Annotated in this window: 13 protein-coding genes; 8 read left to right on the top strand and 5 right to left on the bottom strand. The window is 70.1% G+C overall.

Features of this window, described 5'->3' with window-relative positions:
- The first annotated feature begins 719 nt into the window (after positions 1–719).
- A complete protein-coding gene (locus AB0883_RS21065) occupies positions 720–887 on the top strand; it encodes a hypothetical protein (RefSeq protein ID WP_366642848.1) in 168 nt (55 codons plus the stop codon).
- Positions 888–1,175: 288 nt separating this feature from the next.
- On the opposite strand, the gene AB0883_RS21070 is transcribed toward AB0883_RS21065, so the two are convergent.
- Positions 1,176–2,336, bottom strand: a complete 1,161-nt coding sequence (locus tag AB0883_RS21070; protein WP_366642849.1) for an epoxide hydrolase family protein — start codon at positions 2,334–2,336, stop codon at positions 1,176–1,178.
- A 17-nt stretch (positions 2,337–2,353) separates the two neighbouring features.
- Positions 2,354–3,736, bottom strand: coding sequence for an FAD-dependent monooxygenase (locus AB0883_RS21075; RefSeq protein ID WP_366642850.1), 1,383 nt, complete (start codon positions 3,734–3,736; stop codon positions 2,354–2,356).
- Between the two features lie 402 nt (positions 3,737–4,138).
- Between AB0883_RS21075 and AB0883_RS21080 the strand changes: the two genes are divergently transcribed.
- Positions 4,139–5,050: an AraC family transcriptional regulator gene (locus AB0883_RS21080; RefSeq protein WP_366642851.1), complete on the top strand. Its 912-nt coding sequence runs from the start codon at positions 4,139–4,141 to the stop codon at positions 5,048–5,050.
- 539 nt (positions 5,051–5,589) lie between these two features.
- Here the strand turns inward: AB0883_RS21080 and AB0883_RS21085 are convergent.
- Positions 5,590–6,387, bottom strand: coding sequence for an alpha/beta fold hydrolase (locus AB0883_RS21085; protein WP_366642852.1), 798 nt, complete (start codon positions 6,385–6,387; stop codon positions 5,590–5,592).
- Between the two features lie 64 nt (positions 6,388–6,451).
- Positions 6,452–7,702 carry an NAD(P)/FAD-dependent oxidoreductase gene (locus AB0883_RS21090; RefSeq protein ID WP_366642853.1) on the bottom strand — a complete coding sequence of 417 codons (1,251 nt, stop codon included), beginning with the start codon at positions 7,700–7,702 and terminating at the stop codon, positions 6,452–6,454.
- 461 nt (positions 7,703–8,163) lie between these two features.
- Here AB0883_RS21090 and AB0883_RS21095 point away from each other — a divergent pair, with 461 nt between their 5' ends.
- From AB0883_RS21095 to AB0883_RS21110, 4 genes are all read left to right on the top strand, one after another.
- Positions 8,164–9,834, top strand: a complete 1,671-nt coding sequence (locus AB0883_RS21095) for a hypothetical protein (protein ID WP_366642854.1) — start codon at positions 8,164–8,166, stop codon at positions 9,832–9,834.
- A gap of 290 nt (positions 9,835–10,124) precedes the next feature.
- Positions 10,125–11,381 carry an aminotransferase class I/II-fold pyridoxal phosphate-dependent enzyme gene (locus tag AB0883_RS21100; protein ID WP_366642855.1) on the top strand — a complete coding sequence of 419 codons (1,257 nt, stop codon included), beginning with the start codon at positions 10,125–10,127 and terminating at the stop codon, positions 11,379–11,381.
- Between the two features lie 208 nt (positions 11,382–11,589).
- Positions 11,590–11,799: an MbtH family protein gene (locus AB0883_RS21105; protein WP_366642856.1), complete on the top strand. Its 210-nt coding sequence runs from the start codon at positions 11,590–11,592 to the stop codon at positions 11,797–11,799.
- 18 nt (positions 11,800–11,817) lie between these two features.
- The gene (locus tag AB0883_RS21110; protein ID WP_366643022.1) at positions 11,818–16,851 is read left to right on the top strand and encodes an amino acid adenylation domain-containing protein; all 5,034 of its coding nucleotides are present in this window, start codon (positions 11,818–11,820) and stop codon (positions 16,849–16,851) included.
- Between the two features lie 430 nt (positions 16,852–17,281).
- On the opposite strand, the gene AB0883_RS21115 is transcribed toward AB0883_RS21110, so the two are convergent.
- On the bottom strand, positions 17,282–17,830 hold the full coding sequence (locus tag AB0883_RS21115; RefSeq protein WP_366642857.1) for a dihydrofolate reductase family protein: 549 nt from the start codon (positions 17,828–17,830) through the stop codon (positions 17,282–17,284).
- 555 nt (positions 17,831–18,385) lie between these two features.
- Between AB0883_RS21115 and dpgA the strand changes: the two genes are divergently transcribed.
- On the top strand, positions 18,386–19,540 hold the full coding sequence (dpgA, locus tag AB0883_RS21120) for a 3,5-dihydroxyphenylacetyl-CoA synthase DpgA (protein ID WP_366642858.1): 1,155 nt from the start codon (positions 18,386–18,388) through the stop codon (positions 19,538–19,540).
- Positions 19,537–20,280 (top strand): enoyl-CoA-hydratase DpgB, encoded by a 744-nt coding sequence (dpgB, locus tag AB0883_RS21125; RefSeq protein ID WP_366642859.1) that lies wholly within the window; start codon positions 19,537–19,539, stop codon positions 20,278–20,280. Before dpgA ends, dpgB begins: the two co-directional genes overlap by 4 nt.
- Positions 20,281–20,311 lie beyond the last annotated feature (31 nt).

Raw genomic sequence — 20,311 nt, forward strand, 5'->3', positions numbered from 1 at the left:
TGCAGAGGTCGGGATGTCGCTTCCGGCTGGTGACCGATGGTGGCCATCGTGGTATCGGCGGGGCCTCCGCGTCCATCTCCTGCGTCGCGTCGATCTGCGGAGAATGGTGATTTCCACCCCCACTCTCCTTTGCCGCGGTGCTCGGAGTCGATTTCTTCGCGGTTCGCCGACGCGGTCGTCATGGCGATTGTGGCCGCCATGCAGGAGGATCGTCCGCCCACCTCTGCGTAACGGTGAGGACTCCAGTGGCCAGACCGGAGAGGACGATGACTGCTTGGCACAAGCTTCGGCGCGGTATTGCAGGAAATCGCGCAGCGGGGCCGGGCTGATCGCCGACCACGACAACGGCCGGTCCGGCCGGAGACGACCAACCTCGCCTCGAGCGAGACGATAGCCTTCGTCGCGTGGTGGCCGGGCCTGCACCGGGACGTCACGCTGGCATCCGTGCGACGTCTCGACAGCCCGTGCAACGCCGCCGACCGGGCGGGGCACCACTACCGCGTCCCGGTCACCGCTCGGCGGTCGACGTCCTCGACCAGGAGGGCTGGTTCCCTCGCCGTCCGCACGTGCGCGTGGCCGGCGAACAGCTCGAAGCGGCAGACGGCTCACCCGCGCCGCTCGTACCGCTGACCGGACGATCCGGACCGCCCCGCACCCCGCTCGGTGCCGCCGGAGTCACCCGGCCGCACCGACCTCTTCCCGGCGGACACGCCGAGATCATGGGCGAGCTGACCGGCGCGATGCACGACGTCCTGACGGGCGCCGCCGAACCGGGAGCCCGGTTCCGCCAGGCGAACGCACGAGCGCAGCAGATCCCCGACGCCAGCAACGCGTACTGCGACGGGCCGCCGCGCCGCAGCCCCGACCTGCTCGCCGTCAGCACCTGACCGGGCGCCGCAGGATCTCCGCCCGCAGCTCGTGTGAGTGCGCTTCCGCAGGGCGACCTCGGCGGGTGTCGTGTCGTGATCGACGAATCCGATACGCCACCCGACGACATCCGTCGTCCTCCGGGGCGCGGAAAACCCACCATGCCGGCCGGACATCAGCCGCTCTGTCGGCCCCGTCCGAAGCCGGAACACCCGCGCGGGCCCGGTGAGGCACGAACGGCCTCCGGGCCCGCGCGGGCTGCGGCACGCAGCCGCGCTCTGCCACCAGGTGTCCTGGCTCTCCGTCGGTCAGCGCGCGAGCGAGCGGGCGAACCTGCGGATGTCGTCGACCAGAAGCTCGGGCTGTTCCAGAGCGGCGAAGTGTCCCCCACGGTCGTACTCGGTCCACTGGCCGAGGGTCGGCAGGATCTGTTCGGCGAACCGGCGCACCGGCCGCACCGCGTCCTTGGGGAACGACGCGACGCCCACCGGCATCGTCAGCGGCCACGGCCCGGCCCAGGTACGGACGAAGTCGGCGTCCATGTGGCTGGACTCGTAGTAGAGCTGGGCGCTGGATCCGGCCGTCGCCGTCAGCCAGTAGATGGAGACCGCCGTGAGGATGTGGTCGCGGCTCACCGCGTCCTCCGGCACCTTCGCCGAGTCGGTCCACTCCTTGTACTTCTCGGCGATCCACGCCAGCTGCCCCACCGGCGAGTCGGTCAACGCGTACGACAGCGTCTGCGGCCGGGTGGACTGGATCCGCTGCCAACCGGTCCCGTCCTGCATGAACCTGGCGGTGAACTCCAAGCGGGCCAGGTCGGCCTCGCCCAGGCCGGCCATGGCCGCGGGGTCGGGCGGCGGGAACGTCACGCACATGTTGAGGTGGACACCGATGACGTGCTCGGGATCGGCCAGACCCAGCCGCAGCGAGATCGGCGTTCCCCAGTCGCCGCCCTGCACCGCGTACCGGTCGTAGCCCAGGCGGCTCATCAGCTTCTTCCAGGCGCCGGCCACCCGGCCGGTGTCCCAGCCCACTTGACCGGTCGGGCCCGAGAACGCGTAGCCGGGAATCGACGGAATCACCAGGTGGAAGGCGTCGGCGGGGTCACCGCCGTGCGCGACGGGATCGGTGAGCGGTCCGATGACGTCCAGGAACTCGGCCACGGTGCCCGGCCACCCGTGGGTCAGGATCAGCGGCGTCGCGCCCTCCTCGGCCGAGCGGACGTGCAGGAAGTGCACGTTCACCCCGTCGATCTCGGTGACGAACTGCGGGTACGCGTTCAGGCGCGCCTCGGCCGCCCGCCAGTCGTAGCTGTCGCGCCAGTACTCGGCCAGCTCCCGGAGATATCCCAGGGGCACACCGCGATCCCAGCCCACGCCCGGAATCTCGTCCGGCCAGCGCGTCTGATCGATCCGCCGGTGCAGATCGTCGAGAGCGGCCTGCGGAACGTCGATGCGGAATGGACGCATCTCACAACCTTCCTGTGTCAGTCGCGGGCCGCGTGCAGCGGCGCGGGGGAGGATGCCCGGCTTCCCCGGGCGCGGGAGTGCCGCAGTGTCCGGAGAATCCTGTCGGGACGGAGCAGGGCCGTCGGCTCGTCGATGAGGCCGGCGACCCGCATGAGCGCCTCGGTGAGGCTCGGGTCGTGGACCGCGGCCCGCTGGAGCCGCGCGACGTAGGCATTGATCATGCGTACCTTGGGAGTGCGGTCACCCTTCACTCCCGCGTAGCCGAGGTCCGCGGTCGCCGCGAAGTCCCACGGCGAATCGATCTGGCGGGCGATCTCCCGGAAGAACTCCTGCGGCTCCGGCACCGGGCCCTTGCGGAGCTGCTCGGCCAGGATGCGGGACTCGATGGCCGCGACCGCCATGCCCTGGGCGTAGACGGGGTTGAAACTGCACACCGCGTCGCCGATGACCAGCAGACCTTTCGGGAACCGGGTCAGCCGCTCGTAGCGGCGCCGGACGCTCGCCGGGAAGCGGAACATCACCGCGTCGTCGATCGGCTCGGCCTCGCGGACCGACTCGTAGATCTCCGGTACGGGCAGCGACCGGACGAAGTCGAGGAAGCCCTCCGGGTCGGTCGGCGGATGGTCGCCGAGCACGCCGGTGAGCGACAGTTCGACGCGGCCGTCGTCGCCGGGCAGCCGGTAGTAGAACGCACCGCGCGGATGCGAGGGGGTCGCCGCCGCGATGACGGCGATGTCGCTGCCGAAGGGGTCGCGCGGCACCCGGAAGTGGCGCGTGGTGTAGGCCAGGTTGACCGCCACCTTGTCCTCGGCGGGCCGGGGGTAGCCGAGCTCCTCCAGCCAGGCCGGCGTGCGTGACCCCCGGCCGGTGGTGTCGATCACCAGATCGGCGTGGAGGACCTCGACGTCCGCGCTCCGGTTGCGCGGCTGCACCCGTACGCCGGTGACCCGGCCTGCGTCGGGCGTCGTCTCCAACCCGATGATGTCGTACTGCTCGAGGAACCGGATGCCGCCGACCTTCTGCACCCGGCTGCGGACGACCCGCTCGATGACCGGCCGGGTGCAGGGCACGGAGAGCAGCCCGGTCTGCGCCGGGCTGAGCCGCATGCCGTTGAAGTACCAGCGGATGTTGCCGCTGAAGTCACCCGGCCGGATGCCGGCCGCCTCCATGTCGGCCAGGAGGCCGGGGAACTGCTTCTCCAGGATCTGCTGACCGCGGGCGACCAGCCCGTGGGCGTGGCGGCCGTGCGGGACGCCGCGCCGGGGGCCTTCCACGCCCGCCAGCTCGTCACGGTCCACCACGAGGACTTCGGGGTACACCTCGGAGAGCACGTTGGCGGCGAGCAGACCGGCCAAGCTGCCGCCGAGTACCACAGCACGAGGTACGAGCTGTTCAGGCATCTCGATCTCCTTCTCCTCCGCGGCCACGAGCTTCGGCAGAGCCACGGTTCAAGCCAGCATCGGCGATCGCGGCGTGCCGGTCACCTTCCGCTGTGCTTACGAAACGATGCGGTCGCGCGGGCGACGGCGCCTCACCGACTCATCAGCGCAACGGTGACCGTCCCGTGTGGATCCTGCCCGCCCTGCCGTCATCGCTGGTGGGGAAGTGGCAGGAAACCGCAGTGGGCTGACGGCACTTCTAAAGGTGCAGCTCCAGCCGGCAGGACAGGAAACTTCAGTGTGATCAGTCAGCGACTCCGGGATGACTCACGGGTGTCTGCGGGCTTTCTGTCCGGGGTGCGTGACCCGGTTCCTGTTTGCGTTTCCTAGTCGATGTGCCGGTGCCGCACGTCCATTCCGAGAGTGCCGTACGCCACCCGGGAGCAGGCACTTCGGGAGCCAGGAGGGGATATGGACCAGTCAGTCGAGAGAGCTGTCCACCGAGTCGTCAGATCCATGCAGGAGAACCTCGGTGAGCCGCTGACCATCGATGACATGGCCCGTACCGCAATGTTCAGCAAGTTCTATTTCTCCCGCGTCTTCCAACGGGTCACCGGCCTGTCGCCGAGGAGATTCCTGTCGGCGCTGCGGCTGCAGAAGGCAAAGCAGCTCCTCGTCTCGACCTCGTTGAATGTCATCGACATCAGCCACCTGGTCGGATACAACAGTGTCGGCACCTTCAGCACCCGTTTCACCAGCAGCGTCGGCATATCGCCGACCGCATACCGCCGCTTCGGCGGTCGCGTTCCGGCAGTAGCTGTCGACGATCGGTCGGACACGGCCCGGATTCCGTCGTCGACCGTGAGCGGCACGGTCCTCTCCGCCCCGGACGCCCCGATCGGCCACACGTTCGTCGGCCTGTTCCCGCAGCCGATCCCGCAGGGCCGGCCCGCGAGCTACACCGTGCTGGAGCGTCCCGGTCCCTTCCTGCTGGACAAGGTGCCGGGAGGATCGTGGTTCCTGCTGGCGCATTCCCTGCGCTCCGGCGAGGTGGACGATCCGGCCGCCGGCGACGAGCAGCCGTACCTGCTGCGACACGGGCCCGTGCAGCTTCGCGACGATGACGACCTGACCCTGCCCGACCTGCGGCTGCGTCCGGTCCACTTCCTCGACCCCCCGGTGCTGCTGGCATTGCCGGACGTGCGGTCGATGGCCGGGCGCGTACCCGGGGTGGACCAGACCGGCTTCGCCCGGACACCGGCCGGTCCGCTCGCCGGCAGGCCGGAGCGCGGCGGCAACGGCGGTTACCGCGGCGCGGTAGCCCCCGCCGCCTGACCTACGCCGCGAGGCGCCGGACATCCACGGCGGCGCTCAAGGCGAACCTCGCCGACCTGCCCCGGGGCGCGGCGACGCGGGCCCGAGCTCGGGTGCGGCGCTGTCGCCCTCGAGGGCCGGGCGCCTGGTGGCGGTGATGCTCCGGCGAGCGCGCCGAACGTGGCCGCGGCGCGGACCCCCGGTGTGCGGTGTGCAGTTCTGCCGCGGGCGACGGTCGAGCCGGGTCGTGGTGAGCTGTCCGATCCCCGCTGGTCAGTCGTCCTGGCCCGCGGCCGTGGTTTCGCGGCGGCCTGAAACGATCCGCAGCCACGGGCCGGGCGAGCTTCTGGTCACGCCACCGGGCGGGGCGGGGCCGGCGCCGCGACCCCGCCCCGGAACGGGACGGGCGGACTCACTGGAAGCGCCCCGCCCGGGCCGCCATCTGTCCAGCCGCACCGGGACGACCAGCCCTCACCAGTCACCACTGGCGAACCGACACGCGTCCCCGGTGGATCCGACCTACCGCCAGGGGGCGGCGCGCCGCCGCCCGAGACGCGCCGTCAGTGTGACTCGATGTACTCGGCGACGATGTCGGCCAGCTCCCGGGTGACCTTACCCGCCGGCTGCGGCGTCGACAGCTCGCGCACCTGGTACTCGTCCTTGCTGAGGCCCCTGGCCGTGACGGTCGACGGCGAGTCGGACATCACCGTCACCGCCGCCCGGGCGGCGGCCCGATCGGTCGACGTGTCGTTGCGGCAGGCCAGCAGGAAGGCGAGCCAGCCGCGGTACCAGACGAGCAGGTCCGAGAAGGCTGCCATCGAGCCGGCGAGGTCCCTGCTGGCCGCCAGCGCGTTCATCTCGTCACGGAAGATCTGCTCCATCTCGGCGACGACCTGTTCCGGATCGCCGTTGAGCCCCGGGCACGCGCGGGTGGCCTTGCCGAACTTGCTGAGGTACTCGGCGAACTTGTCTGCCACGAGCTCGTCGTCGGGCCACGCCGGCTGCACCAGGACGGCGGTGACCGGACGGCTGGACGCCAGCAGGTCCGCGACGCGCAGGGTGAGCGCGGCGGCGCTGCAGTGCCCCACCACGAAGGCCGGGCCACGGTCCGCGCCGAACCTGAGGAACTCGTCAACGCAGGTGGCTGCCAGCTCCGGCATCGGGACGTAGCGGCGCGACCCGGTCAACACGCCGATCGGGTCGATCTGGAACACCGGCCTGTCCTGAACGCTCTCGCTGAGCATCTCGCTCATCCGGGGCGCCAGGGACAACGCCTGGAAGTCGGCCACCAGGATGGGGTTGGCATCACCGGCGCTGAGCCGCCGGAGTAACAGTTCGTCGATCTCTGAATGCGTCATGTCGCCCCTTCGCTCGAGCTGGCGTACGGTGCTGAAATCTCTCCCCGCGCCGGCGCGCAGGTTCTCATCGGGCAGTGTGGCCTCGCGCGAACGCGCCCCCGGCCTGCGCAGACCACTGGGCGAGCAGGTCTCTGGTGTAGAGCTCCTCCGGGGGCAGGATTCCGCCCACCACGGCGAGGTACCGCTCGGTGAGCTGTGGCGAGTCCTGGACGACGCGCAGCATGGCGATCCGGTCGGGGGTGGGATCGAGACGCGCCGTCACCAGGTTGGTCTGGTAGTTCGGGGCCATGTGCTCGTCGCGGGAGGCGGCGAAGCGGGAGAGCGCGGCGTCGAGCCGGGCCGGATCGCCGATGGTCGCCGCCGGGTCGTCGCCGCCGAGTTCGCCCGCCAGCAGCTCCGACTGTACGAACGCGTCGGTGATGCCATGGGCGTTGATGGAATCCTTGTGGTGGCCGGCATCGCCGACCAGGACCCAGCCCGGGCCGTTGGCGCGGCGGAAGAAGTTGCGTTGGTTGCCGGTCCCGTACAGCCGGTCGGTGATCGTCGCGTCGGCCAGCCGCTGCCACAGGTCGGGTGCGGTGGTCGCGATGGTGGTCCGGTAGGCGGTCATGGCGTCGCGCCGGACGCGGTCGAACTGCGCCTGCGGCAGGTACGCGGCGATCAGCGTGAGGTCGTCGTGCGTACGCAACGCCGCCACCCAGCCGCCGGGGCGCTCGTAGATCTGGAAGTCGGCCCCCGTCACGCCCGCCCAGTAGGTGTAGTAGACGCAGGTGAGGTTGGGGTGCTGGGCGTACAGGGGCGCGTCGACCAGCCTGGCCACGGTGGAACGCATACCGTCGGCGCCGACGACGAGGCGGGTCCGCTCGGTCACCTCGGCGCCGTCCGCCGTCCGCAGGCGTACGCCGGTCACCCGGCCGTCGTCGTCGGTGGTCAGGCCGGTGACCGTCGTGCGGTCGCGCACCTCGGCGCCGGCCGCCGCGGCAGCCTCGGCAAGGATCGTGTCGAGGACGTAGCGACGCGGCGCGTAGGCGCCGACCACGCCCGGCAGCGTCGGCGCCGGCCCGCTCAGGCAGACGTCGGCGACGCGGTAGGTGACGGTCTGCAACGGCGGGGCGCCCGACTTGTGCACCTGGTCCAGCAGGCCCCAGCGAGCTAGCCGCTCGACGCCGGATTGATGGATGTACAGCCCGGACAGGGTGTCGCTCGGGAACCTCGCGCGATCCAGCAGGAGCACCCGGTGTCCCGCCCGGGCCAGCAGGAGCGCCGTGGTCGCACCCGCACAGCGCGCCCCAACCACAACAGCGTCGTAGGTCACCGCTTCATGGTCGGGCCGGTGCGGAGACCGACCAACTCTCTCCGTGCTGGCCAGCCACAAGCGCTGGTCGCGTCCCGTTCCGCCGGGGGAGCGGCCTCCGCGTCGGGGCCCGGAACCTCCGCACGCTCAGAGAGGCGACGGGCCCGTCGGGGCGTCGAAGATGGACGCGCGGTCGCCGGGAGCGGCCAGCCCCGTGGTGTTCCATCCACGCTTCCGCTACGACCGTCGGTGAAGGAGAGCAGGACGATGACGAGGCCGGGAGTTCTTCCACTGGCAGGTCAGGAACAGAAGATCGCAGGGCGTCCGCGCGTGTGGTCGCCGCGGACGCCCGCGACTCCCCGGCCGCCGGGTTCGGCGGCCCATTCCCCGGTACGACCGAACGGGGAGTCCTGGCCCTGGCGAGAACCGACTGTCCGCCGAGAAACCTGCGGCTCACGAATCAACAGCTGGAGGTTCTGGCGATGAAGATGAGTCTTCAGCCCGTTCAGGAATTCGTCGGCGCTGATCCCCGCTACCACTGGGACTATCCCAGCCCGGGAGCGGTGAATCCGCTGAGGAAGCTCGGCTCGGTGTGGTATTTCGGTCTGCCGCTCACCTCCGCGCACCGCGACGCCCACAACGCCGGTGACGCCCTGGGCGAGGGACTGACCGAGGAGGACCGCTACCGCAACGAGGGCTCGGTGTATCCGCACGCCAGCCTCGTCGAGATGATCACCTATCAGGCCAGGTGCTTCCCGGACATCGCCTGGCGCTACATGGACATGGGGCATCTGGGCTGGCCGGAGGTGCGGGCCGCGATCAACGAGGACCCGCCCGACGTGGCGGCGTTCTCGGTCTACACCGCGACGACCCTGTGGGCGATGATCGTGGCGGCAGAGATCAAGCGAGTGAACCCCAAGGCCGTCGTGGTGTTCGGCAACGACCATGCCGGGATCCTCTACCAGGAGACGCTGACCGGCAAGTACGGCAGCCGCGTGGTGGACTTCGTCAGCACCGGCAACAACGGCCCCTTCACGATGATGGGTCTGCTGACATACCTCCAGGGCGGGCTGGATCTGCGGAAGGTTCCGTCCCTGGCGTACCGGGTGCCCGGTGGCGAGGTCGTGAACCAGGACGCCGGGACCTTCCCGCTGAACCGGCGGATTCTTCCCGACTACCGGTTGATCCTGGACCAGCTCGAGAACCACTACGACCGCGCGTTCAACGTCTGGTACGCCAAGCACTACGACCTCAAGCGGATGGTCACGGTTCCGCTCGACGGCGGGTGCACCTGGGGCAAGCGGCCGGGTCGCCGGTGCATGCACTGCTCGATCCAGGGACTGACCCCCAAGACGGTGGACGTCGCGTCGGCGATCCCGGTGCTGGAGACGATCGTCGGGGATCTCGGCGCGAACGTCTACGCCTGCGGTGACTCGACGCTCGGCTTCTCGAGCGAGCAGTGGGACGGAAACATCTCCTACCTCAACGACATGGCCGAGGCCTGTGCCAAGTCTCCGATCCTCCAGAAGCAGCGGTTCATGCTGGCCTACGGGCTGGTGTACGAGTTCCTGGAGTCCGCCGAGCTGTGCAAGGGGTTCGTGCGTACGTGGAACGTGGGGCTGGAGGCATTCGACCCCAAGCTGCTCAAGGCGGATTCCAAGGGCATCAACAAGGGGCCGGAGCGGATCTCGGAGGCGCTGGAGCTGGCGCGATCCCTCGACTACAAGCTCTTCGCGTCGGGGATCATGGGCCTGCCGGGGACCACGATGGAGAACCTGCGCAGCGAGGTGAACAGCTGGCTCTCGATGGCCGAGACCTATCGCGACCTGATCACCAGTATCTCGGTCGCACCACCCGGGATCATTCCCGGCTCGCGCATGTACTGGGAGAGCTACAAGACGCATCCCCAGGTCCGGGCCTCGCACGGTGAGATCCTCCCGGCGAGGCGGCTGACGGCCCTGTACATCCGCGAGAACACCGAGGTGGAACTCGAGGACGTCGAGGCCGCGATCACCGATCTGCGGAACGGGATCGCCGAGCTGAACGGCGTCACGGAGCACATGAAGTTCGGCTACTACATGCTCGGCGGCCGAGACGAGGACGAGGCTCTGGAGTACCGCCTCCTCGACGAGATCTGCTCTCAGCTCGACTGAATCGTGGGCCCACACTCCCGATCCCGACCGGACCGCCGAGCGGCTCGGCCCGCGGCTGGACGTCCCGGGGTGGCGGCCCCGGCGTCGACTCCGCCGCCGCCGACGCCGGCGACGTGCCGGTGAGGTCCGCGACCTGCGAACGCGGCGCGGCCATCCGCTCGCATGGCACCGCGCATCTCGCGGCCGTGCGCGACCGGCGGTCCCCCGTGGACGGCGATCGGGTGTGTGCGGACCGCCGGGTGCGCCCGTGACGTCCGGCGGGCATCTCGATCAGTTCGCCGTACCGCACCGTGATCAGTCGCGCCGAAAGGCTGCGTCCATGTCAGGAGAGGAACCAGTTCATGTCGATAACGCCGGACCTGGACACCATGTTCAGGTCGCCAGCGAACATTCCTGTCGGCGAGTCGGTGATCCGTGGGATGACCCGCGCCTGCCAGACCGCGAACGCCGTCAACCTGGCGCAGGGAATACCGAGCTACCCGCTTCCGTCGAGCCTCGAAGAGGCCGCCGTCGCGGCCATCCGGTCGAACGACAACCAGTACACCTCACCCCGTGGCAGCGAGCAGTTCCTCCAGGCCATCAGTGAATTCGAGCAGCGCCGCTGGAACATGCCGGAGCCCTACGACCCGGAAAAGCAGATCTGCGTGACCTGCGGCGCCACCGAAGGAATGCTGGCCGCGCTCCTCGCCGTGGCGGAGCGGGGGTCCAATGTCATCATCATCGAGCCGGCCTACGAGTCCTACGCGGTCAACCTGCGACTCATCGGTGTGGAAGCCAGGTACGTCCAGCTGAAGGGCCCCGACTGGGAGCTCGACCCCGCAGCTGTCGCCGCCGTCGCCGACCGGAACACCCGCGCGGTCATCGTCAATTCACCGCACAATCCCACGGGGCGCGTCTTCACGAGGGACGAGACCGAGGGCCTGGCCGATGTCTGCCAGCGGCTCGGCATCGTCGTCATCCACGACGCGATCTACGACGAGCTGTACTTCACGAGTGAGCGACCCGCCCGGATCTCCGACGTCCCCGGCATGGAGCAGCAGTCGATCACGATCAACGCCCTTTCGAAGATGTTCTCCGTGACCGGCTGGCGGGTCGGCTGGGTGACCGGGTCGCAGAATCTCATGGAGCGCGTCGCCCGGGTGCACGACTTCCTCACGATCGCCGCCCCGACTCCCTTCCAGGCGGCCGGCGTCGCGGCGCTCTCGTTGCCGGAGAGCTACTTCGACGAGCTGCGGGACGTCTACCGGCGGCGACGGGACATCCTGGTCAACGGACTCGAGAAATGCGGCATCGAGTTCCAGCGGCCCGTCGGCGCCTACTACGTGATGTGTGACGCCACCTCCTTCGCGCTGCCGGGGGAGGAGGAATCGCAACTGGTCCAGCGCCTGCTGCGGGAGGGCGGCGTCGGCGTCGTGCCCGGCCAGTGCTTCTACGGTTCGACGGACCGGGCGCGCCCGCCGCAGATCCGGATCGCGTTCGCGAAGGGCGAGGAAACGGTCGCCGAAGGCGTCCGCCGCCTCCACAGCTATCTCAGCGTGAACCAGTAGTGCCTTTTCAGATCGGGCCCGCCCGATGGTCCTGACGGCTCGACCGGAACGGGCGGACGAGTGCCGCCCCGCGCACTTTCCGAGATGCGCACGGACTCGGCAGGGAACGGATGTCACCCGTCGGCAATCGTGAAGGTGCGACAGGCCGGTCTGCCTGTGACTCTGGCAAGCGATCCGTCGGCGTCACCGACTAGCGGAATGAGATGCCATGATTAATCCATTCGAAGACCCTGACGCCCTGTACCTGGTTCTCGTGAACAACGAGGGCCAATACAGCCTGTGGCCCGCCGCCATCGCCGTTCCCGACGGCTGGGTCACCGCGTACGACAGGAATTCCCGCGCGAACTGCCTCAAGTACGTGGAAGAGCATTGGACCGACATGCGGCCCAAGAGCTTGATCGAAGCCGACCGTGGGTGAGCGGAGCAACTCGTGACGATGAACATCAGTGACCAGGTGACGGCGGATTCTTCTGCTCCTGCGAGGGAGGTCCTGGGTGAGCTGTTCACGGCGCAGGTGGCCCGGACCCCGGACGCGGTCGCGGTGGTGTTCGAGGACACGGTGCTGTCGTACGCCGAACTGGACGCGCGAGCGAACCGGCTGGCCCGGTACCTGGTGAAGCAGGGTGTCGGCCCGCAGCGGCTGGTCGCCGTGGCGATGGAACGCTCCGCGGAGCTGATCGTCGCGGTCCTGGCGGTCCTCAAGTCCGGTGCCGCCTACCTGCCGGTCGACCCCGCCTACCCCGCCGACCGGATCGCCTTCATGCTCGCCGACGCCGCTCCGACGGCTATCCTCGCCTCGCGCGCCGTGGCCGCGACCACCCTCGGCGTGGCATCGAACAGCGTGAGCGGCGCGCGGGTGATCGCGGTCGACGACCCGGCGATCCACGCTGCCGTGGCAGCCCTGCCCGCCACGGACCTGTCTGATGCGGACCGTGTCGCGCCGCTGCTGCCCAGCCACCCCGCCTACGTGATCTACACGTCGGGGTCGACGGGGCGGCCCAAGGGTGTCGTGGTCGAGCACCACTCCGCGGCGTGGTTGGCGTCCTGGGCGGCGTCGACGTTCGGCGCGGACCAGTTCAGCCGGGTGCTGGCGTCGACGTCGTTGAGCTTCGACGTGTCGGTGTTCGAGGTGTTCGGACCGCTGGCCTGTGGCGGCTGCGTGGAAGTGGTGCGGGACGTGCTGGTGCTGGCGCGTGGCCGCTGGTCCGGCAGCCTGATCAGCACGGCGCCCTCGGCGATGACGGGGGTGCTGGCCGCGGCGGATTCCTCCGCGTCCGCGGACGCGCAGACGGTGGTGCTTGCGGGCGAGGCGTTGACCGCGCCGGTGCTGCGGGCCGTGCGGGCGGCGGTGCCCGGCGCCCGGGTGGTCAACGCGTACGGGCCGACCGAGGCCACGGTGTACGCCACGGCCGGGGACATGGCGGCGGAGCTCGAACTGGGCGACGGACCGCTGCCGATCGGCCGCCCGCTACCGGGCGCGAGGGTGTACGTGCTGGACGAGGAGCTGCGGCCGGTTCCGGCGGGGGTGACCGGCGAGCTCTACCTCGCGGGCGCGGGGCTGGCGCGGGGGTACCTGAACCGACCGGGGCTGACGGCGGAGCGGTTCGTGGCGTGCCCGTTCGATGCCGGGGAGCGCATGTACCGCACCGGAGACCTGGTCCGATGGGCCGACGACGGCCAGATCGTCTTCGTGGGACGCGCTGACGACCAGGTGAAGATCCGGGGCCTGCGGATCGAGCCGGGGGAGATCGAGTCGGTGCTGGCCGCGCAGCCGGGAGTGGGCCGGGCCGTCGTGGTGATGCGGGAGGACCGTCCCGGCGAGCCGCGGCTGGTCGGTTACGTGGTGCCCGCGCCCGGCAGCCGGCTGGACCCGGCGGCGGTACGGCGGGAGGTCGCCAGGACGCTGCCGAGGTACATGGTGCCGGCCGCGGTGATGGTGCTGGACGCGCTACCGCAGACGGTGAGCGGCAAGCTGGACCGGCGAGCGCTGCCGGCGCCGGACTTCGGTGCCGCGGTCGGCGACCAGGATCCGGCCACCCCGCACGAGGCGGTGCTCGGGGAGCTCTTCGCGGAGGTGCTGGGCCTCGACCGCGTCGGCGTCGGAGACAACTTCTTCGACCTGGGCGGGCACTCGCTGCTGGCGACCCGCCTGATCAGCCGGGTGCGGTCGGTGCTGGGCGCGGAGCTGGACATCCGCGTGGTGTTCGAGAACCCGACGGTGCGGTCGCTGGCGCGGTCGCTGGCGGGGGCGGACAGTGCGCGGCCGCCGTTGGTGCGGGTGGAGGACCGGCCGGAGCGACTGCCGTTGTCGTTCGCGCAGCAGCGTCTGTGGTTCATGAACGAGTACGACGGCCCGAACGCGATGTTCAACGTGCCGTTCGCGTGGCGGCTGCGCGGCGGGCTGAACGCGGAGGCGCTGACCGCGGCGCTGCGGGACGTGACGGGCCGCCACGAGGCGCTACGCACGGTCTTCCAGGTCGCTGAGGGGCAGCCGTACCAGGAAGTGGTGGACGCGGCGGTGGCGGTACCGCGGGTGACGGTGGCCGAGGCCGATCAGACGAGCCTGCCGGGCTTGCTGGAGGGGGCCGTGCGGCACGTCTTCGACCTGGCCAACGAGCTGCCGGTGCGGGCGTGGCTGTACCGACTGGGGCCCGCCGAGCACGTGCTGCTCGTCGTGATGCACCACACCGCCAGCGATGGCTGGTCGGCCGGGGTGCTCGTACGGGACCTGAGCGAGGCGTACCGGGCACGGCTGGCCGGGCGGGCGCCGGAGTGGGCGGACCTGCCGGTGCAGTACGCCGACTACACGCTGTGGCAGCGCCGGCTGCTCGGCGAGGACCGGGACGGCGACGGCGTGCTGGCGCGGCAGCTGGAGTTCTGGCGCTCCGCGCTGGCGGGCCTGCCCGATCAGCTGGACCTGCCGACCGACCGGTTGCGGCCCGCGCATCCCACGCATCGCGGCGGCATGGTCCAGCTGGAGCTGGACGCCGAACTGCACCGCAGGCTGGAGGAACTGGCGCGCGAGCACCAGGTGACGCTGTTCATGGTGCTGCAGGCCGGGCTCGCGGTGCTGCTGTCGCGCAGCGGGGCGGGCACCGACATCCCGATCGGCACCATGGTGGCGGGCCGCACCGACGAGGCCGTCCACGATCTGGTGGGATTCTTCGGCAACACGCTGGTGCTGCGGGTGGACCTGTCGGGCAACCCGAGCGTCGGCGAGCTGCTGGGCCAGGTGCGGGAGCTGGACCTGACCGCGTTCGCCAACCAGGACGTGCCGTTCGAGCGCCTCGTGGAGGAACTCAACCCGGTCCGGTCCGCCTCGCGGCACCCGCTGTTCCAGGTGATGCTCACCTCCGATGACGACACCAGCAAGCACTGGCAGGTGCCGGGTCTGCTGGCGCAGACCGAGCCGGTGGTGGGCGAGACGGCCAAGTTCGACCTGACCATGTTCTTCCGCGGGGAGTACGCCGCCGACGGCTCGCCGACCGGGGTCCGCTGCGCGTTCGAGTACGCCCTGGACCTGTTCGACGCGTCCACGGTGCAGGCCCTCGCCGGCCGGCTGACCCGGCTGCTGAGCCAGGCTGCCGACGACCCGGGCCGGCGGATCAGCGAGTTGGAACTGCTCACGCCGGCTGAGCGGGACCTGATCCTGGGCCAGTGGAACGACACCGCCCACCACGCTCCCGGAACGACGATAACCCAGGCCTTCGCGGCGCAGGTGGCCCGCACCCCGGACGCGGTCGCGGTCGTCGACGCCCGGACGAGGCTGACGTACCGGGAGTTGGACGAGCGGTCCAGCCGACTGGCGGCGATGCTGACGACCGTGGGCGTCACGACGGAGTCGCCGGTGCTCGTCGTGATGAAACGGTCGGCGCAGCTGTGGGTGGCGCTGCTCGCCGTGCTCAAGGCCGGCGGGGTGTACGTGCCCGCCAACGTGGCCTGGCCGGTGTCACGGATCGCCCTGGTGGCCGACGACGTGGATGCGGTGGCGGTGCTGTGCGACGAGGACCTGACGGGAATCGCCAAGCAGGCGAGCCCCGACTCGCCGGTCGTACTGGCCACGGCCGCGGACGCCGACACCGGGACGCGGGTGGACCTCCCGGACGCGGTGCGGCACCCGGACCAACTCGCGTACGTGATCTACACGTCCGGGTCGACCGGAGTGCCCAAGGGAGTCGCGGTGGCGCACCGGGACGTGGTCGACATGGTGCTGGACCCGGCGTGGCCGGACGACGTGCACGAGCGGATGCTGGTGCACTCCCCGCACTCGTACGACATCGCGACGTACGAGCTGTGGATAGCGCTGCTGCGCGGAGGCACCTGCGTGGCGGCGCCGGCGGAGGAGATGAGCATCGCCGACCTGGCGGAGGTGATCGCCTCGACGGCCCCGACGGCCATGTGGCTCACCTCGGCGTTGTTCGACGCGGTGTCGGTGGAACAACCGTCGGCGCTGGCCGGGCTGCGGATGGTCGTGGTCGGCGGGGACGCCGTGTCCGGCGTCGCGCTGCGCCGGGTGGTCGAGCGGTGCCCGGGCGTGCTGATGGTGAACGGGTACGGGCCGAGCGAGATGACGACGTTCACGACGCTGCACATGATGACCGACTTCTCGGACGAGGAGGCGCATCGGCCGGTGCCGATCGGCGGGCCGATGGCCAACATGCGGCTGTTCGTGCTCGACGGCGCGCTGCAGCCGGTGCCGGTGGGGGTCACGGGCGAGCTCTACATCGCGGGCGCCGGGATGGCGCGGGGCTACATGAACCGGCCGGAGCTGACGGCGGAGCGGTTCGTGGCGTCCCCGTTCGGCACGGGCGAACGGATGTACCGCACGGGGGACCTGGTCCGGTGGGCCGACGACGGCCTGCTGGTGTTCGTGGGGCGCGCCGACCATCAGGTGAAGATCCGGGGGTTCCGGGTCGAGCCGGGCGAGATCGAAGTGGCGCTGGTCGCGCAGCCGGGGGTGGGCCAGGCCGCGGTGGTGGCGCGGGAGGACCGGCCCGGTGACCGGCGGCTGGTGGCGTACGTCGTGCCGGAACCCGGCGCCCGGGTGGATCCGGCGGCGGCACGGCAGGAAGTGGCCAGGACGCTGCCGGAGTTCATGGTGCCGACGGCGGTGATGGTGCTGGACGCGCTGCCGCTGACGGTGAACGGGAAGCTGGACCGGCGGGCGCTGCCGGCGCCGGACTACAGTTCCGCGTCCAGCGGCCAGGACCCGGCCACGCCACTCGAGGCGAAGCTGTGTGGGCTGTTCGCCCAGGCGCTGGGCGTCGACCGGGTGGGAGTCGACGACAACTTCTTCGACCTGGGCGGCCACTCCCTGCTGGCCGCCGTCCTGCTGGCTCGGCTGGAAGACCAGTACGGCATCAAGATCACCCTCAAGACCTTCCTCGCCAACCCTTCGGTCAACGGCGTCATCAGCCAGGCACCGCTGCCCGGCGTGGACCAGCGCGGCACGATCCCCAGTGCCGTGTGAAGGTGGGCGACAGCACCGGCCGGGTCAGGGCGTGTGTGTCGTGAGCCGGGCCGGGCGTTTCGAGGTCGCGGCGCGACGGTGATGGACAACTGAAGAGGCCTCCGGTGTGAGGTTCCGTCGGACCGAATCTCACACCGGAGGCCCTTTCGCGCCCGTGGTGGTGACGAGGTCGATCAGCTGCCGGCTGCCCCACCGCGGCCGTCGACCTGGCCGTCTGCCCGCGGACGGCGGCGCCGCCCGGAATCGGGTCGGAGCGGTCGACCACGCGGGCCGCGCCGCGGCGAGGAATCCGCGCCGCGACGGCGGTCACGACAATCCGACCGCACCAGGAGGAGACGCATTGGCGATCTCGTGCTGGTGCAGCCGGATCGTCCAACCAGTACCGTCCGCATGAAGATCTCTCGAATGAGGATCCCAGAGGGTGCTTCCGTCATCTCCTCGGCTCGTACCGCATCGCGACCGCGCCCGACTCGAACTGCCTCTTGCCGACGAGCTTCAGGTCGAGCGACTTCGGGAGCCCCGCAAACAGAGTCGGTCCGTGTCCCGCCACTCTCGGGTGGATCACAAACTCGTACTCGTCGATCAGATCCAACTCTGCCAACGCGAGCGCAAGTTTCACGCCGCCCAGGAACAAGCCGTTGCCCGGCTCCTGCTTGAGCTGCTCAACGGACTTCCCCAGGTCGCCACGCAGCACCTCGGCGTTCCAGTCGACCTGGTCCAGCGTGTTCGACACGACGTACTTCTTCGCCGCGTCGATCGTCCGCGCGAAGTGGTCCGTCGATTCGGGCCGCGTTCCCGGCCCCGCCGCCGGCCGCCACGCCTCCTCCATCATCTCGTAGGTCACTCGACCGAAGATGAGGGCGTCGGCCCGGGCGAGATTCTCGGCATAGTGCCGGTGAATTTCCTCGCCCCCGGGTGATGCACGATGGTCGCAGCACCCGTCCAGTGTGACGTTGATGGAATACCGGAGCGGCCTCATCGCGTCAGGGTACCAGCAGACATCGGGCAACCAAGGAGTCATTGCGCCGTTCCCGGCTGCTGATCACGGAATGCAAGTCAGGCTTCGGATGGTGCGCGGGCCCGCCGCCGACAGTCGCGTAGTCGTACGTTCGCTCGTCCTCTGCATTCGGTGCGGTCCGCCCGCAGAATTGCCGGATCCGATCCTGTTCGGCGGCTCAGGGAACGACATCCTCGCGCCTGCCTGAACCGCACGCCACTGATGTGTCGACGGTGACGAGCTGGGAGCACCGCACAGCGGAAGATGCCCGCCACGGCGCAGGCGCCGACGATGACTGCGACGCGACGCTGCCGTGCCGGATACCGGAGAAGGATCGGTTCCCGACCGTTGGGCAGCCCGGTCACGGCCTCGACGCGAGGCCCGGGCAACCTCCGAGATGCGACCGCCGCGTCTCGGGCCCCATTGTCGACTTATGGGCGCGAACGCAACTTTGGCCGGAAGGCCATGGGTGGCTCGGATGCGGTCAGGGCGCACGGCTGTCCAGCTACCGGCCGTCGGCAGAGATGGAGAGCAATCATGGGCTTGCCAATGACGGTCGACGTCGCCAGTACCCGGAACGCGGGTGGCCGGGCGCAGGCAGCAGATTCTCCGTGGTTTCCATCCAGCCCGTACGCCTCTTCGATGGCCGGCGTGGGCTCGGCCGTGTCGTCCACGTCCTTCTCGCAGCAGGACGTGCTGGACGCTTTCGACATCTCCGATCCGCGAATACGCTCGATATTCCTCAACAGCGCGATCCAGCGACGCTTTCTGGAGCTGCCGCCGCTGGGGGAGGACGGCACCCGGCTGCCGGAGGCTCAGGGCGACCTGCTCGACAAACACAAGGCGCTGGCCGTGGACATGGGCGTGCGCGCGCTGCGCGCGTGCCTGGACGACGCGGGCGCCGCGGTATCCGACATCCGCTACCTGTGCTGTGTCACCTCGACAGGATTCCTCACGCCCGGAATCAGCGCCCTGCTCATTCGCGAGCTGGGAATCGACCGGCACTGCGCGCGCACGGATGTCGTCGGAATGGGCTGCAACGCGGGACTCAACGCACTGAACGCGGTGTCGAACTGGGCGATGGCCAATCCCGGCGAACTGGCCGTGATGGTGTGCACGGAGGCCTGCTCGGCCGCGTACGCGCTGGACTCGACGATGCGGACCGCGGTGGTGAACAGCCTGTTCGGCGACGGCGCCGCCGCGCTCGCGGTCGTCGCCGGCCCGGGCTCCGGGGCCCTGGGCGAACCTGGTCGGCCGCGCATCCTCAAGTTCGCCAGTTGCCTCATCCCTGACGCGCTGGAGGCCATGCGTTACGACTGGGACCGCGAGCAGAGTCGGTTCAGCTTCTACCTCGATCCACAGGTGCCCTATGTCGTCGGCGCCCATGCGGAACTCGTCATCGACCGCCTGCTGGCGAAGACCGGCCTGCTGCGCAGTGACATCAGGCACTGGCTGGTGCACTCGGGCGGCAAGAAGGTCGTCGACGCCGTGATGGTGAACCTGGGGCTGACCCGGTACGACGTCCGGCACACCACCGGGGTGCTGCGTGACTACGGCAACCTGTCGAGCGGCTCGTTCCTCTTTTCCTATGAACGTCTCCAGCAGGAGAACGTCACCGCCCCAGGCGACTACGGAGTGCTCATGACCATGGGTCCAGGTTCCACGATCGAGACGGCGCTGATCCAGTGGTGACAGCGGAGACGGTCCGCACCGGCCGCAACGACCACCATGCCGCCGGCGCCGTGGACAGCGCACGAGGTGACCTCGAACTCCACATCAACGGCTCGAAACCGCTGACGCCGGCATGCGTCGCCGCGGTGGAGGCGATCTGCGCAGCGGTCGAGTCGGTCGAGGCCGCGACCATCCTCCCCGTCCATGTGTCCGGTGCGCCGGACGCGGGCTGGACGAGCCGCCTCGACGTGGCGTTGGTGACCAAGTGGGAACGTTGCCTGCGCCGACTCGAGCGCCTCGGCGTCACGACCGTCGCGATCGCCTCGGGCGACTGCGGGGGCGTGGCCCTGGACGCCCTGCTCGCCACGGACTATCGCATCGCGACACCGGACGTCCGCCTGTCGCTGTCGGTGTACGGGGAGGCCACCTGGCCGGGAATGGCGGTCTTCCGTCTCGCCCAGCAGGTCGGCGGGGCACGGATGCGCCGGGCGATCCTCTTCGGCGCCGCCATCGAGGCGTCCGAAGGCGTCGACCTGGGCCTGATCGACGAGTTGGCCGAGGATCCGGCCCACGCGCTGGTCGCCGTGGCGGCGATGACGAGAACATTCTCGGGCACCGAACTGGCGATCCGTCGGCAGCTCATGTTCGACGCCGCGACCACCAGTTTCGAGGAGGCCCTCGGCCGGCATCTCGCCGCCTGTGACCGAGCGTTGCGGCGGTCGGCCGCCAAGGCGGTCACTTCCGGCCCCGGCGTCACCTGAGTGTGTCCGGCCGGTGATGACCGGGGGCCAT

The sequence above is a fragment of the Micromonospora sp. NPDC047812 genome, from assembly GCF_040704175.1.
Lineage (GTDB): Bacteria > Actinomycetota > Actinomycetes > Mycobacteriales > Micromonosporaceae > Micromonospora.

Bases quoted from the DNA above. Each gene is read 5' to 3' on its own strand.
- AB0883_RS21075 (WP_366642850.1), bottom strand. From the start codon at position 3,736: ATGCCTGAACAGCTCGTACCTCGTGCTGTGGTACTCGGCGGCAGCTTG.
- dpgA (WP_366642858.1), top strand. From the start codon at position 18,386: ATGGGCTTGCCAATGACGGTCGACGTCGCCAGTACCCGGAACGCGGGT.
- AB0883_RS21070 (WP_366642849.1), bottom strand. From the start codon at position 2,336: ATGCGTCCATTCCGCATCGACGTTCCGCAGGCCGCTCTCGACGATCTG.
- AB0883_RS21110 (WP_366643022.1), top strand. From the start codon at position 11,818: ATGAACATCAGTGACCAGGTGACGGCGGATTCTTCTGCTCCTGCGAGG.
- AB0883_RS21105 (WP_366642856.1), top strand. From the start codon at position 11,590: ATGATTAATCCATTCGAAGACCCTGACGCCCTGTACCTGGTTCTCGTG.
- AB0883_RS21065 (WP_366642848.1), top strand. From the start codon at position 720: ATGGGCGAGCTGACCGGCGCGATGCACGACGTCCTGACGGGCGCCGCC.
- AB0883_RS21115 (WP_366642857.1), bottom strand. From the start codon at position 17,830: ATGAGGCCGCTCCGGTATTCCATCAACGTCACACTGGACGGGTGCTGC.
- AB0883_RS21085 (WP_366642852.1), bottom strand. From the start codon at position 6,387: ATGACGCATTCAGAGATCGACGAACTGTTACTCCGGCGGCTCAGCGCC.
- AB0883_RS21095 (WP_366642854.1), top strand. From the start codon at position 8,164: ATGAAGATGAGTCTTCAGCCCGTTCAGGAATTCGTCGGCGCTGATCCC.